Consider the following 13,805-nt stretch of genomic DNA (forward strand, 5'->3'; position numbering starts at 1 on the left):
CAAAATTGCAACGGTCAGTTATCTGGAAAATGCGTCATTGGTCGCCCTTTTTCCACTTTTTCAGCCATCCGCGCCCCTTTTTCGGGCGATGAAAGCGCTGTTTGATCCGCTCGGCCAGGCTGTCGGTCAGCGAGTAGTACACGGGCGTGATAAACAGCGTCGCCACCGTGGATATCACCATGCCGGTCATCATCACAACGCCCATCGGCTTCATCATCTCCGAGCCTTCGCCGCCCGAGAACACCATCGGCACCAGACCGAGGATGGTCGTCAGCGCGGTCATCAGCACCGGACGCACGCGGCGCGGGCAGGCGTTGAGGATGGCGGTCTGCTTATCCTCGCCGCGCTGACGGCGCTGCAGGATATAGTCGATCAGCACGATCGACGAGTTGACCACCGTACCGGCCAGAATGATAACCGCGAGCAGCGCCACCATGGACACCTTGTTGCCGGTCGGCCACAGCAGGATCAGCGAGCCGAGCAGGCCGATCGGCAGGATGAGCATGATCGCCACCGGCAGGACGAACGAGTTGAACTGGCTGGCCAGAATGAAGTACACCAGCAAGATCGCCACCAGCAGCGCGGTCATCAGCGACTGGGTCGTCTCTTCGATGCTGGACGCCGCGGTGTCGCCGTCCTCCACCTCGATGCCCTCGGGCATCTGGTAGTTCGCGATCAGGTCGTTGACCTGCTGCATGATCCCCACGCTGTCACCCGACTCGGTCTCACCCGTGATGGTCACGGTCTCGTACTGGTTGATGCGCGAGATCGACTGCGGCGACAGTTCGGTATACACATCCGCGACCATGGACAGCGGCACGGTGCCGCCAGTCGGCGCGGGCAGCTGCAAGGATTTGAGCGCATCCATATCCTGCGTGAGCGTCTCGTCGCCCGAAATCGTCACGTCGTATTCCTCGCCGCTCATGCGCAGCGTGGTCGCCACCGAACCGGTCAGCTCGCCGCGCACCAGCGTACCGATGGTGGCAGCCGTCAGGCCGAAGCGGGATGCGTTTTCGCGGTTGACCTTGATCGCCACGCGCGGCACCTGATCGCCCGCGGAGGACTCCACATTGACCGCGTCCGGCAGCGCTTCGATCTTGTTTGCCAGATCCTCCGCGGTCGCCGCGAGCTGGTCGTAATCCTTGCCGGACAGCTGCACGCTGATGTCCGAACCGGTATCCATCATCATCATGCCCGCGTCCGACACGGTGATCTCGCAGCCCGCAATATCCGCCAGATCGCGGCGCAGCTGCGCGGCGATCTGCGAGGCCGAGCGGTCACGGTCGGCCACCGGCTGGAGCATAACGGTCACGCTCGCGCCCGAGGTGCTCGACATGATCGAGGTCGAGCTGCCTGTGCTGTAATACACCAGATCGACTTCGGGCACGGTCTGCTCGACAATGCGCACAATGCGGTCCTGCACTGCGGCCGTTTCCTCCATGGTCGAGCCGCTGGGCATGCTGACCGAGACGTCCACCTGTCCCTGATCCATTTCCGGCAGCAGCTCCGAACCGGCCAGCGCGATGCTGGCAATGGAAACCACGCAGATGCACGCGGTGACCGCCAGACCGACCCAGCGGTGCGTGATAAACAGCTTGAGCACCTGCTTGTATTTGCGCGTGAGCGGCTTATCCGCCACGACCTGCTCCCGCAGGCCCGGCTTGGTCACCAACTGGTGCACGCCGCCGCGGTCGAGCAGGATGTAGCACAGAAGCGGCACGAGCGTCAGCGAGATCAGCAGCGACGAGGACAGCAGCGCCACGATCGTGATGCAGAACTCCTTGAAGATCATGCCGGTCAGGCCGCCGGACAGACCGATCGGCAGAAAGACCGCGATCGTGGTCAGCGTGGACGCCGTGACCGACAGCACGACCTCGTGCGTGCCCTTGACACAGGAATCCCAGCGGTCGTAGCCGTCCGCCCGGTAATGGAACACGTTTTCCAGCACGACGATCGAGTTATCCACGATCATGCCGACGCCCAGCGCAATGCCGCCCAGCGACATGATGTTGAGCGTGATATCCAGCGCGTACATGAGCAGGAAGGTGAACAGGATGCAGCAGGGCATCGCGATCGCGATCGCCAGCGTCGCGCCGAAGTCGCGCAGGAACACCAGCAGCACGATCGCCGCGAACAGCACGCCCATCCAGATGTTGCTCATCGCGTTATCGACCGTCATGTTGATATAGTCGGACTGGTCCATGACCAGATCCCACTCCAGCGCGCCGTTGTTCGCGATCAGCGTATCCAGCTGCTCCTTGGCGCGCTCGGCAATCTCGACCGTGTTCGAGCCGGACTGCTTGTTGACCGACAGCAGCAGGCACTCTTCGCCGTTGACCTTGGCCAGCGCATCGCGGTCCTTGGGCTGCAGGGAAACGTCCGCGATCTGGCTCAGGCGCACGGTGCCGCCCGCGGGCAGCGAAATGAGCGCGTTTTTCACGTCGTCGATCGACTGGTATTCGCCGTCCGTGCGCACGGACAGGGTCTGCGAGCCGCTGTCCAGCTCGCCGCCCGGCACGGCCATATTGTCCGCGCCGATCTGCTGTGCCACCGAGCTGACCGTCAGGTTATAGCCCTTCAGGCGCGCCGCGTCGGTCTTGACCGCGACCTCGTTTTCGTAGCCGCCCGAGATATCCACCGACGCCACGCCGTCCAGGCGCTCGAGCGCGGGGGCGATCTCCTCGTCCGCCATGGACTGGAGGCTTGCCAGATCGCTGCCGCGCAGCGCGACCATGATGACCGGCATGGAGTCGATGTCGATCGACATGACGGTCGGATCGGTCGCGTCCTCGGGCAGCATGGATTTGGCCTGATCGACCTTGTCGCGCATGTCGGTCATCGCCTCATCCAGATCGGTGCCGTAGGCAAACTGCACGATGACCATGGACATGTTTTCCGCCGAGGTCGAGGTGAGCGTTTCCAGGCCCGCAAGGCCCGCACAGGCGGACTCAAGCGGCCGGGTCACCTGCTGCTCGATATCCTCCGGCCCCGCGCCGGCATAGGTCGAGTACACGATCGCCACCGGCAGCTCCATATCGGGCATGAGCGCAAGCGGCAGCGACTGAAAGAAGTAAAAGCCAAACACAACGATCAATATGTAGGCCAGAATGGTCATGACATTGTGTTTGATACAGTTTTCCGCAATTTTCATAGGGGTGTCAGCCCTCCCCGTTTTGCACAGCGTCGTCCGTGGCGTCGTCCGCCGCATCGTCCTCGCCGGTCACCACGCGCACCATGGCGCCGTCCGACAGATAGGACTGCCCCTTGACGACCACGCGGTCGCCCTCGGAAAGGCCGGACACGATCTCGGTATCGGTCTTGCTGACCAGGCCGGTCTGCACCACTACGCGCGCCGCAGTCTCGCCCTCTTCACCGTCCTCGACCACGAACACATACCGCTCGTCCCCCGAGCCGGTCAGGATCGCCTCGGTCGGGACGGACAGCGCATCGCTGCGGCGGGCGGTATAGAAGGTCACGGTCGCAAACGAGCCGATCGGCGGATTGGTGCCTGCCGGCAGCTGCACCGGGATATCGTACAGGCTGGTCTGCAGGTTGGCGGCAGCGGGCAGCGAGCCGATCGTACCCTGCACCATGTCATCCGACAAAACCGAAATGACGACGCCCGCGCTGTCGCCCTCGTGGATGTTGGCGAACACATCCTCCGCCACCGATGCGGTGACCTCCACCTTGCTGTCCTCCGCGATGACCACGCCCGGCTGCGCGGACGAGGCCATGCCGCCATTGACCACATTGACCGCGGTGATCGTGCCCGCGCAGGGTGCCTTGACCGTGCCGAGCGACGCCTGCGTGTTGATCTGGTCCATCGACGCTTGGATCTGCGCCAGCGACGCCGACTGCTGCGCCTGCGCCTGCGCCACGCCTGCCTGCGCCTGCGCCAGCGCCTGCTCCGCGCGCGTCACGTCCTGCGCGGCCGCCGCACCGACCTCATACAGCGCCTTGGTGTTGTCCAGCGCCTGCTGCGCCTGCTGCACCCCGATCTGCGCCGAGGAGATCGCGCTGTCGGTTGCAGCCTTGGTGGCGCTGTACGACTCCTGCAGCGCCCCCAGTGTGGAGGTGACCGTCGAGGTATCGACCGTGAACAGCACCTGTCCCTTGGTCACCTTGTCGCCCTCCTTGACCGGCAGGGTCAGCACCTGCCCCGCCAAAAGCGGGAATACCTGCACCTCGTTGACCGCAACGACCTTGCCCGTCACCGAATACTCCGCGTTCATCGGTCCGGACGAGACGGCCATCACTTCCACTGCGGTGCCGGCGGGCGCTTCCTCCGCCTGTTCCTCCTGCTGGCCGCAGCCCGCGCCCAGCAGCAGCGCCGCCGCCATTACGGCAGCCAAAATACGTTTGCTTTTCATCTGTGTCCTCCGTCGCTCGCTTTCTCCGTTTGCCGTCATGCCGCGCCGCCTGCCATATACCCCCGCTTGGCCCAATCATCGGTGTTGTACGCGGTAAACAGATCGTGCTCCGCCGTGGTCACCGCGTCCTGCTTGGCGGCCAGATCGTCCTGCGCCGTCAGGTAATCGAGCTGCGAGATCATCCCGCGCTCATATTGCAGCGCGTCCACGTCGAAGTTCTTCTTCTCGGTATCATATGCGGCTTTGGCCTCGTCCAGCAGACGTTTTTTGTCCTTCACATCCTGAAAGATCTGCCGGAACGAGTTGGTGGCGCTCTCCTTGGCGTATTCCAGATTGAGTTTGGCGGCCTCGTACGCATCTACCGTGGTCGTCACATTGTCCTCATAATCGTTGGACGCCTTGCGCACCTCGTCCTGCGCCGACCAGATCGAGTAACTGTTGTCCAGCGCCTCGGCCAGATCGGTTTCGTAGTTCATGTCGGACAGCTGCTTATCCGTGACCGTGGGCAGCGTGGTCGGCTTAACCGTGGTTGTGGCGGTATTGCCGCACAGCAGCGACAGCTGGTTTTCCGTCGAGGTCTGCATCAGGGTAAGCGTCTCGCGCTGGGCGGCCGCCGTGCGGCGCGACTGCCGCAGATTATCCAGCGTCAGCTGGGACGCCATGCCCAGCTCAACCTGCTTTTCGACCGCCGCGATGCTGCGGTCGAGCGCCGCGAGGCTGCGGTCGAGTGTGGCGATGCCCTCCCTCGTGGTGATGATGCCGATGTACGCGGTCTGCGCGCCGACCACGATCTGGTTGGCGGCGTTTTCCAGCTGCTTTTTGGTCGCGGTATAGGTGTCGTCCAGCTGGTCCTGCGCATCGTCCTGCGCATCGTCCAGCCCGTTGATGATGGCCTGCGTGGCGCGCATGCTCTCTTCCGCCATCTTGCGCAGCGCCATCGCCATGGCGATCTGTGCCTGTACCACATCGCTGCCCGCGTCCGCGGACTGCTGCAATGCCTTCACATACTGGTCATAGACGTTGTATTCCGCCTGATACTGCTGATATTGGGCCGTATACTGTGCCTCCTGCCCGATGAACTGTCCGTCCAGATCGGTGTCCTCGATGCCCGCCAGCGTTTTCTGAAACCCCTGAATGGTCTTGTTGTTGGCTCGCACGGTCTTTTCCAGCCCGGCAAAGCCAATCGACTGTTCGTCCTGCACCGGCGGCGCGGCGTTGACGCCCTCGCTGCCCAGCGCATCCTGCACGGCGGACGCGGCCGCCCCGATGCCGATGCCCGCCAGGTCAAGCGCATTGACCGCGCCCGCCGGAACGACCGACTGGGCGCACAGCACGCCCGCCAGCAGTGCGCCTGCAATTCGTATCCGTTTCATTTGATTCCCGATCGCCTCCTTCCGCTGTCAAAGCAGCTCTCGCGTGATGATGCTGGTGTGAATATACTCGATCTCCTGCCGCGGCAGCTCCCCCGTGCGCAGGGTGTGCGCCAGCACTTCGATCGCCCGCGTGGTCTGCGCGGAAAAATCCTGATCGATGATGAAATCCAGCCGGCCGTCCTCCAGATACTGCCGCGCATGCGGCGTCAGGTCATGGCAGACCACATGCACGCGGCGTGCGGGTTTGGCGCGCTCGAGCGCGTCCATGCAGCCGCGCACAGACTCGTTGGCCATATAAATGCCGCGCAGCCGCGGATTCTGCCGCAGCTGCTGCAAAACGCCGTCATAGGTCAGCTCGTACTGCTCGACGCTCTCGATGACGTGCGCGTTGACGCTGCCGCCGAAAATCTCATACAGCCGGTCGAGGAAACCGCGCACCCGCAGCCCGTGGGCGGTAAACTCGCGGTTGCCGGTCACGACCAGCACTTCCGCGCCCGATATGTACGGCGCGAGCAGGCCCGCGGCCACCCGCCCGGATTTGACCATGTCCTGCCCGATGTGGTACAGGCGGCGGCTCTGCCGCACGTCCGAGTCGCAGGTCACCACCTGGATGCCCGCGGTCACCAGACGGTCGATCTCCTCGCTCATGGCCAGCGTATCCGGCGCGGTCAGGATCAGGCCGTCGATCCCGCGCCCCTCCAGCCGCTCGATCGCCTCAAAATACGACCGATGGGAACGGTTTTTCAGCTCCTCCACCAAAACGTTTACGTCGTTGAGGCCGCGGTTATGCACTGCCACGCGGATGCCCTCCCGCATGCGGCGGATGAAAAACGCATCCCAGCTCGGCAAAATCACGCCGATCCGATAGGCCCCACGGCCGGCCCGGGCTGCCTGCCGCTGCGCCGGCGTTTTGTAGCCGTATTCGTTTATCATTTTCTGCACGCGCTCACGCACCTCAGGCGCCACATTCGGGCGGCCGTTGACCACCCGATCGACCGTGCCGCGCGAAACGCCGCATTGCTCTGCGATCCACTGTGCAGTTACCTTCATGAGTCGATTCCCCTTTGTCCGTGCTTTTGCTGCGGGTATCCTGTAATATATAGCCATTTTACCACAGCACCTGCAAGGGTACAAGCAATTCTGTGCATTTTGCACACTTTCGCCCCAATTGTCCCATAACCGTGCATTTTTGATTTGTGCACAATGCACAGCCTTTTTGCACGCCAACAGCACCCTCGCGCCGCCATTTTTCACCAATCGCGCTTTTTAAAATTGGGCGGTGCGCCGAAATTCCGGCCATGCTCTTGATGCTCTCCTTTAAGTGGTCTATAATAAAGTTACCTTATTGAAAAAGGAGAGATTTGAAATGGGCATTTTGAAAATCGGCGTAGTCGGCTGCGGTCGTATTGGTAAGCTGCACATCAATAACCTGATCAACAGCGTACCGGGCGTACAGGTCGTAGCTGCGGCAGATCCGATGCTGGATAAGTCCGGCGCACGCGAGTGGCTGGCAGAGCGCAAGATCACCAACGTTTCCACCGACTTTATGGATGTTATCAACAATCCTGAGGTAGACGTTGTATTCGTTTGCTCGTCCACCGACACGCATTGCGACGTTTCCATGGCGGCTGTCAACGCCGGCAAGCACGTTTTCTGCGAGAAGCCGATCGACTATGATATCGACAAGATCAAGAAGCTGCTCGCTCTGGTTGAAGAGAAGGGCGTTAAGTTCCAGGTTGGCTTCAACCGCCGCTTCGACCACAACCACAAGGCTGTCGCTGACGCTGTCAAGAACGGCACCATCGGCGATCCGCACATCGTTATCGTTTCTTCCCGTGACCCGGAGCCCCCGTCCCCGGCATACGTTGCGGTTTCCGGCGGTATCTTCTACGACATGATGATCCACGACTTCGATATGGTTCGCTACGTAACCGGTTCCGAGGCTGTTGAGATCTCCGCTGTCGGCTCCTGCCTGGTCAACCCGAACCTGCAGGAAGAGTCCGGTATCCCGGACGTTGACACCGCGGTTGTCACCATGAAGATGGCTAACGGCTGCATCGCTGTCATCAACAACTCCCGTCAGGCTGTTTACGGCTATGACCAGCGCGTTGAGGCGTTTGGCTCCAAGGGCATGGCTTCCGATGCCAACGACCTGATCAACACCACCACCGTTATGACCAAGGACGGCGCTCACTCCGAGAAGCCGCTGTGGTTCTTCCTCGAGCGCTACAATCAGGCGTTCATCGAGCAGGTTATCGCATTTGTTGACGCGATCAACAACGACAAGCCGGTTCCGGTTGGCGCTGTTGACGGCCTGCGTCCGGTTCTGATGGCGAAGGCTGCTACCGAGTCCTGCCGCAACGGCGGCGTTTACGTAAAGGTTGAGGAGTAATCCTTCCCCTTTCGGACACAAAGCGACATAACAAATCCCCTCAGGCAATGCCTGAGGGGATTTTTCTTGTTCTGCGGCCGTGTCCCGCGCCGCAAGGCGCGCATAAAACAGAAAACAGGCCGCTGGAAGCGGCCTGTTTTCATCAAACGCCCAGCTCCGCCGGGCTTTTGATACATGGAAACGGTTTTGTGTGCCGTATTGGCGCGCAAAACCGCGAAAGGGCCGTGTCCGCGCATTTGCGCGGCACAGCCCCCTCGCGCGAACCTGTACGGTTCGCGCGAAACTTCAGTTGAAGTATACGAGTTCTTCCTCCGGCTTTTCCGCCGGCACGACCTCGCTTGCGTGCAGCACCGGGCCTTCGCCGCGGTACTGCGGCAGCGTTTCGACCGTGATGGACGCGGTCACGCGCACCCAGTCGCGCTGTTTGAGATCCTTTGCACCCGGCCAGCGGCACAAAAAGCCCAAAAAGCTGATATCCTCCGCGCAGCAGACCATGCCGAAGCGGCCCGGCACAAACGAACCGGCCGGCACGTTGTTGCCGACGTAGACCTGCGCGAGGAACCGCACGGTCTTGCCGTCGTACTTGCCGGGGTCACCCATGGCATCAATATACCACAGGCCGTAATCCGCGGGCGCGATATCGATGATATCCGCGTCGATATCGAAGGGCAGCGGCATGTTACGCGCATAATCCTCCGAATTGCCGTCTACATCGTCCAGATAGATGGTCGCGCGCGGGTTCATCGCGCGGATGTTCTTCTGATACAGCATCTCCTTGAGCGCGTCCGTGCAGCGGTTGAACACCACCAGATCGGCGGTCGTGATGTGCTCGAACATCATCGGCCCCATGTTGTTGGAATACAGCTCAAAGGTGGACGCATCCACGGTCGTGACGATCTGGTACAGCTCCCACCGCGCCGGGAAGGCGGCCAGCAGGTCGTCCAGCTTCCACATGCCGTTGTATTCCACGATGATGCGGTCGGGATCGAACTTCTGCTCGACCCGCTTGAGCCGGTTGGGCGTCAGGTCGGCAGCCGAATCGATCGGCACGAGCGCCGTGCCCAGATGCAGCAGCTCGCGCTCGTCATATTCCTCGATGCCCTCTTCGCACATCAGAAGCGCGGTGCGCTCGTTCTCGGTGAAGTTCGGGTCGGCGAGGATTTCCTTGATAAACTGGGTTTTACCGCTTTCCAGAAAGCCGGTAAACACATAAACCGGAATCGGTTCCTTGCTCGGCATACGGTTTTCCCCCTTTAGGCTACGCCGAACAGGTCGGCGATGCGCTCTTCGTCCAGCTCCGCGCCGATCACGCACAGGCGGCCGGTATAATCGGCCGAACCGCGGCGGATCTCGGGTGCGCCGGGCACATAGTCAAAGTGCAGCCACTCGCCGCCGTCCGCGGCGGGCACAATGCCCTTGGCGCGCAGCACGGTACCGAGCGACGGATCGCCCAGCGCGGTCAGCGCGTGGGTCAGTTCTTCCTCGGTGTACTTATGCGGCGTCTCTACGCCCCAGGAGGTGAACACTTCGTCTGCGTCATGGTCATGGCCGCAGCCGCAATGGTCATGGTCGTGATGATGATGCTCGTGATCGTGGTCATGGCAGCCGCAGGTGCACTCCGGACCGTGATCGTGATGATGCTCATGCTCATGTTCATGCTCGTGCGCATGGTCATGCGGATGCTCGTGCTCGTGATCATGGTCGTGCGGATGCTCATGCTCATGTTCATACTCATGCTCGTGGTCATGATGGTGATGATGATGCTCATGCGGCGGCTCGTGTGCGATCTCGTCGAGCACCTCCTGCACCAGATCACGGCTGCCTTCCATGGTCTGAAGCAGCTGCATGCCGGTCAGGTCCTTCCACGGCGTGGTCACGATGCGCGCGTGCGGATTCAGGCCGCGCAGCAGGGCAACGACCTCGTCCAGACGCTTTGCCGGGCACTCCGCCGTGCGGGACAGCAGAATCGCGCCCGCGTGCGCGACCTGATTTTCAAAGAACTCGCCGAAGTTCTTCAGGTACATCTTGGCCTTGAGCGCATCGACCACCGTGACAAACGAGTTGAGCTGCACGTCCAGATGCGCGTTCTGCACCGCGCCGATGACGTCGGACAGCTTGCCCACGCCGGACGGCTCGATCAGGATGCGGTCGGGGTGGTACTGCTCGACCACGTCGTGCAGCGCCTTGCCGAAGTCGCCCACCAGCGAGCAGCAGATGCAGCCCGCGTTCATTTCATTGACCACAATGCCGGAATCCTTGAGAAAACCGCCGTCAATGCCGATCTCACCGAATTCGTTTTCGATCAGCACCACCTGCTCGCCCTTGAGGGCGTCCGCCAGCAGACGCTTGATCAGCGTAGTCTTGCCGGCGCCCAGGAAACCCGAAATAATATCAATTTTCGTCATTTGTTTCGCCTCATTTTGTAGTTTGGTTCCGTTAAAAGATAGTATACCACGTTTTTGGCAAAAAGGAAAGTTTTTCGGTTAGCGTATGCTAATTCTTTTTTAGCACACAAAAAGAGGGCTTCCGCAGAAGCCCCCTTTTGTGTTTTTACACCTGACCGCACACCAGACCGTTGTACTTGGTCACGCGGAAGGGATAGTGCACGGCTTCGGCGTCCACGCCGATCTCGTGCAGGCCTGCCACCAAACTGTCCACCACCTGCATATCGTGGTCGCGCTGCGCCACCGACAGCTTCATGCGGCTGCCGAAGGACGACACCAGCATCGCAAACGGCTGCACCGCGCAGGGCAGCACCGCGCCGTAATCCAGAATGTATGGCATGCAGCTTTCCGGCATCTTGAAGCGGCCGACGTTGGTGATCAGGAAGCTGTCCTCCAGCACGAAGTCGCGGCACAGCTTCTGCCCTTCCTTCATCTTCTGCTCGAGCGGCATATCCGCCTCGTGCAGCTCGCTGCACCGGTCGGACGCGGCCTTGGCACGATAGAGCAGCTGCTCGCGCTCCATCTGGCTGTTCAGGAATTCCTTGGTCTTGCGGAACACCTCGGGCAGCGGCAGATCGCGATACTCCGGCAGGTACGGCAGATCGATAAAGCAGATGAAATAGCGCGTGGTCAGCGAAGGCAGCAGCGGCCGCAGATCGACCGGGATCTGCGAAATGACCGGCTTGTCCGGCTCACCGTATTTCTGATCGAATGCGCGCATGAGCAGCGGCGCCACAATGGACAGCGGGCTGACGCCGATCGACTTGCCGTAGCTGTGCAGCTGCTCAAACGGGAAGGTGACGTCGGTCACGATCTCGGGCGCATCGCCCTTGTCGGTCAGGTCCCACGCGTGCGACGCTTCGGGCTTTTTCCAGATGCCCTTGGGCGAAAACTCCTGATCGGCCAGCTGCTGGTAGCCGTCCTCGCTTTCCGCAGGCGACCAGCGCGTATCCATGCCGCGCACCGAGCCGTCGTTCTCGACCGGATAGCCGCACAGCGTCAGATACTGGAACAGCACGCAGCGGATGAACTCCTCAAACCCGCGGCCGTCCGAGATCGAATGCTGGTACTCCATCGTGATCGTGTTGTCCTGATAGCCGACCAGGAACATGTAGCCGTGCGTATCTGGCGAGCCAATCGTGTAGCGCTTTTCCACGCCGTCAAACGGCAGCACCACGGGCGGCAGCACATTCGGACGATACCGGAAGCTGGTTTCGGTCGCTTCCACACCGAGGATCATATGCGGAAAGCGCAGCAGCGCCTGCTCGACCGCCTTTTGCAGCAGGTCCGGCTTCACCTTATCGCGCATGCGGATGATATGCCGCGGCACACAGGCCACGGTTTCATGCGTATTGTACAGAAAAATCTTTGCGTAACTATCCGTGCGGAGCAGCGGATAATCCTTGAGCATATCCATTTCTTATCCCCTCCGAGGTCAGTAATTTTTTGGTTTTCCTGTTTTGATTGTAGCACTGCCCGGCGGTTTTGTAAATCGAATCCGGTCGGATTTTACTATTTCCGAACACTGTGTCTGTTAACGCAGCGCAGCGGCACCCCGTTTGGGATGCCGCTGCCGCTCTTCGGTTTTACTGCTGGACGGGGATTTCTACGCCGCCGACCGTCAGGGAAACCACATCCTCCAGCGGAACGATGCGGTCAAACACGCCGCTGCGGATGCAGTGCGTCTGTCCGCCCGCATTCTCCTGAGAGCCGCCGCTCTCGGACAGGTCGACGCTCGTGCCGTCCGCCAGATGCAGCACCGGATGGATGTCCAAATTCTCCCACGCCTGCTGCTGTTCTGCGGACTCCTGCCCGCTCGGCGCGGGCGCGGTCTCGGTCGTGCCGGACACCGTGTAAACGATGCGGTAGCCGATGGGCGAGAGCATAATTTCGTCCACGGTCGCGTCCTTGCCGCCGACCTTGACGGTCTGCCCTGCGGGCAGCTGCTCGGCCAGATTGCCCGCCTCGAGCTGGAACTTGAGGTTCCACTCGCCTTCCAGAATGGTGCCCTCCATATTGCGCAGATCACCGAACTTGACCTTGACCGTGCCGCCGGTTTTGACCAGATCGTCATACGACATGGTCTCCACATACTGGATCGCGTTATCCGACGGATCATCGTCGATAAAATACGAACCGCCGTGGCCGCCGCTCGTGTTCAGGCCGATATCGCTCGACCAGATGTCCCAAAACGCATCCAGCACACCCGGATTGGCCTCGACCGGGTCGATGGTCAGCGCGGCACCGTCGTCCTTGGCAACGGTATAGGTGATCATATAATTGTAGCCGTCGAACAGGATCGCGTCCGCCGTGACGGTCACGCCGTGATCCGTATCGCTCGCGCCGATCGGGCGGCCGATCCGGTCGATGATCTCGGTGTCGGCCGTCGGGCCGAACACGCCGGAAAACGCTTCGCCCGCGGTCTTGAGCACGCCGGACGCGCCCGCGCCGATGCCCAACACCAGCGCCGCCGCGACGCCGACCGCCGCCACGCGCGGCAGTCCAAATCTCCGCTTGTGCGGCTTTTGCTGCACGGGCTGCTGCTCGCCCGCCGCATCCAGTAAATTCTGCACCATGCGCGCCTTGGCCTCGTCCGAGAAGCGCAGGCTGTCCAGCGCATCGGTATACTCTCTGTTATCATTATACGCTCTGTTCATATTCATTCCCTCCCAAGGTCATGCGCAGCTTTTGCCGTCCCCGGCTCAGGTGCGCGCTTACCGCGGATTCGCTGCGGCCCAGCAGGCCGGCGATCTCGCGAACCGAGTAGCCTTCGTAGTAATACAGGTAAACCGCGTCGCGGTAGTTTTCCGGCAGCGCCATCACCGCTTCCAGCACGTCGTTTGCGGGCTCTGCGGGTGCGGGCGCTTCGGCTACCGCCTCGAGCGCCACCGTGCGCCGCCGGAACCCACTGCGCAGCGCATCCTTGCAGGCGTTCGCGGTCGCGCGGATGATCCACGCCCTTTCGTGCGCCGGGCTGTCAAAGGTTTGCCCGCTCGTCAGCAGTTTGAGGAACACGGTCTGGCAGATGTCCTCCGCGTCCTGTGTGTGTTTCAAATAGGTATACGAAAGCCGCAGAATCAGGTCGGAATAGGTGTTCACCAACCGTTCGGCCTCGGCCCTGTTCAGTTGTATCATGGTTGTATCAACTCCTTTGGCGGCCGTCCGGCCGTGTCAGCAACGTCGCTTCACCTACAATACGAATGGGCGGTGCGTTTGCTGACAGTGG

At 61.3% G+C, this 13,805-nt stretch carries 11 protein-coding genes; 1 reads left to right on the forward strand and 10 read right to left on the reverse strand.

Annotation, left to right across the window (positions count from 1 at the left end; translation table 11 throughout):
• Nucleotides 1–34: 34 nt before the first annotated feature.
• The 5 genes from EJL02_RS05000 to EJL02_RS05020 are packed head-to-tail and all read right to left on the reverse strand — an operon-like array spanning nucleotide 35 to nucleotide 7,043.
• Nucleotides 35–3,151 carry an efflux RND transporter permease subunit gene (locus EJL02_RS05000; protein ID WP_125115312.1) on the reverse strand — a complete coding sequence of 1,039 codons (3,117 nt, stop codon included), beginning with the start codon at nucleotides 3,149–3,151 and terminating at the stop codon, nucleotides 35–37.
• 7 nt (nucleotides 3,152–3,158) lie between these two features.
• Nucleotides 3,159–4,370 carry an efflux RND transporter periplasmic adaptor subunit gene (locus EJL02_RS05005; protein ID WP_164510291.1) on the reverse strand — a complete coding sequence of 404 codons (1,212 nt, stop codon included), beginning with the start codon at nucleotides 4,368–4,370 and terminating at the stop codon, nucleotides 3,159–3,161.
• Between the two features lie 35 nt (nucleotides 4,371–4,405).
• Entirely contained in the window at nucleotides 4,406–5,743 is a 1,338-nt protein-coding gene (locus EJL02_RS05010; protein ID WP_125115314.1) for a TolC family protein, read from the reverse strand.
• A gap of 27 nt (nucleotides 5,744–5,770) precedes the next feature.
• Nucleotides 5,771–6,793 carry a LacI family DNA-binding transcriptional regulator gene (locus EJL02_RS05015; RefSeq protein WP_164510292.1) on the reverse strand — a complete coding sequence of 341 codons (1,023 nt, stop codon included), beginning with the start codon at nucleotides 6,791–6,793 and terminating at the stop codon, nucleotides 5,771–5,773.
• 58 nt (nucleotides 6,794–6,851) lie between these two features.
• A complete protein-coding gene (locus EJL02_RS05020) occupies nucleotides 6,852–7,043 on the reverse strand; it encodes a hypothetical protein (RefSeq protein WP_125115316.1) in 192 nt (63 codons plus the stop codon).
• Nucleotides 7,044–7,115: 72 nt separating this feature from the next.
• On the opposite strand from EJL02_RS05020, the gene iolG reads away from it, so the two are divergent.
• Nucleotides 7,116–8,135, forward strand: coding sequence for an inositol 2-dehydrogenase (iolG, locus tag EJL02_RS05025; protein ID WP_125115555.1), 1,020 nt, complete (start codon nucleotides 7,116–7,118; stop codon nucleotides 8,133–8,135).
• A 285-nt stretch (nucleotides 8,136–8,420) separates the two neighbouring features.
• Here iolG and EJL02_RS05030 read toward each other — a convergent pair whose 3' ends face one another.
• From EJL02_RS05030 to EJL02_RS05050, 5 genes are all read right to left on the reverse strand, one after another.
• Complete coding sequence (locus tag EJL02_RS05030; RefSeq protein WP_125115317.1) at nucleotides 8,421–9,374, reverse strand: TIGR03943 family putative permease subunit; 954 nt, start codon at nucleotides 9,372–9,374, stop codon at nucleotides 8,421–8,423.
• Between the two features lie 14 nt (nucleotides 9,375–9,388).
• Nucleotides 9,389–10,540 carry a CobW family GTP-binding protein gene (locus EJL02_RS05035; RefSeq protein ID WP_125115318.1) on the reverse strand — a complete coding sequence of 384 codons (1,152 nt, stop codon included), beginning with the start codon at nucleotides 10,538–10,540 and terminating at the stop codon, nucleotides 9,389–9,391.
• Between the two features lie 145 nt (nucleotides 10,541–10,685).
• Nucleotides 10,686–11,996 (reverse strand): hypothetical protein, encoded by a 1,311-nt coding sequence (locus EJL02_RS05040; protein WP_125115319.1) that lies wholly within the window; start codon nucleotides 11,994–11,996, stop codon nucleotides 10,686–10,688.
• Between the two features lie 169 nt (nucleotides 11,997–12,165).
• Nucleotides 12,166–13,236 carry a DUF4179 domain-containing protein gene (locus EJL02_RS05045; RefSeq protein WP_164510293.1) on the reverse strand — a complete coding sequence of 357 codons (1,071 nt, stop codon included), beginning with the start codon at nucleotides 13,234–13,236 and terminating at the stop codon, nucleotides 12,166–12,168.
• Nucleotides 13,220–13,714, reverse strand: coding sequence for an RNA polymerase sigma factor (locus EJL02_RS05050; protein WP_125115321.1), 495 nt, complete (start codon nucleotides 13,712–13,714; stop codon nucleotides 13,220–13,222). The genes EJL02_RS05045 and EJL02_RS05050 overlap by 17 nt, the downstream gene beginning before the upstream one ends.
• Between the last annotated feature and the right edge of the window lie 91 nt (nucleotides 13,715–13,805).

The organism is Agathobaculum sp. Marseille-P7918, assembly GCF_900625105.1.
GTDB lineage: Bacteria > Bacillota > Clostridia > Oscillospirales > Butyricicoccaceae > Agathobaculum.

Coding starts and splice junctions, on each gene's coding strand:
- EJL02_RS05045 (WP_164510293.1), bottom strand. CDS start 13,236: ATGAACAGAGCGTATAATGATAACAGAGAGTATACCGATGCGCTGGAC.
- EJL02_RS05005 (WP_164510291.1), bottom strand. CDS start 4,370: ATGAAAAGCAAACGTATTTTGGCTGCCGTAATGGCGGCGGCGCTGCTG.
- EJL02_RS05050 (WP_125115321.1), bottom strand. CDS start 13,714: ATGATACAACTGAACAGGGCCGAGGCCGAACGGTTGGTGAACACCTAT.
- EJL02_RS05000 (WP_125115312.1), bottom strand. CDS start 3,151: ATGAAAATTGCGGAAAACTGTATCAAACACAATGTCATGACCATTCTG.
- EJL02_RS05020 (WP_125115316.1), bottom strand. CDS start 7,043: ATGGCCGGAATTTCGGCGCACCGCCCAATTTTAAAAAGCGCGATTGGT.
- EJL02_RS05035 (WP_125115318.1), bottom strand. CDS start 10,540: ATGACGAAAATTGATATTATTTCGGGTTTCCTGGGCGCCGGCAAGACT.
- EJL02_RS05030 (WP_125115317.1), bottom strand. CDS start 9,374: ATGCCGAGCAAGGAACCGATTCCGGTTTATGTGTTTACCGGCTTTCTG.
- EJL02_RS05010 (WP_125115314.1), bottom strand. CDS start 5,743: ATGAAACGGATACGAATTGCAGGCGCACTGCTGGCGGGCGTGCTGTGC.
- EJL02_RS05015 (WP_164510292.1), bottom strand. CDS start 6,793: ATGAAGGTAACTGCACAGTGGATCGCAGAGCAATGCGGCGTTTCGCGC.
- EJL02_RS05040 (WP_125115319.1), bottom strand. CDS start 11,996: ATGGATATGCTCAAGGATTATCCGCTGCTCCGCACGGATAGTTACGCA.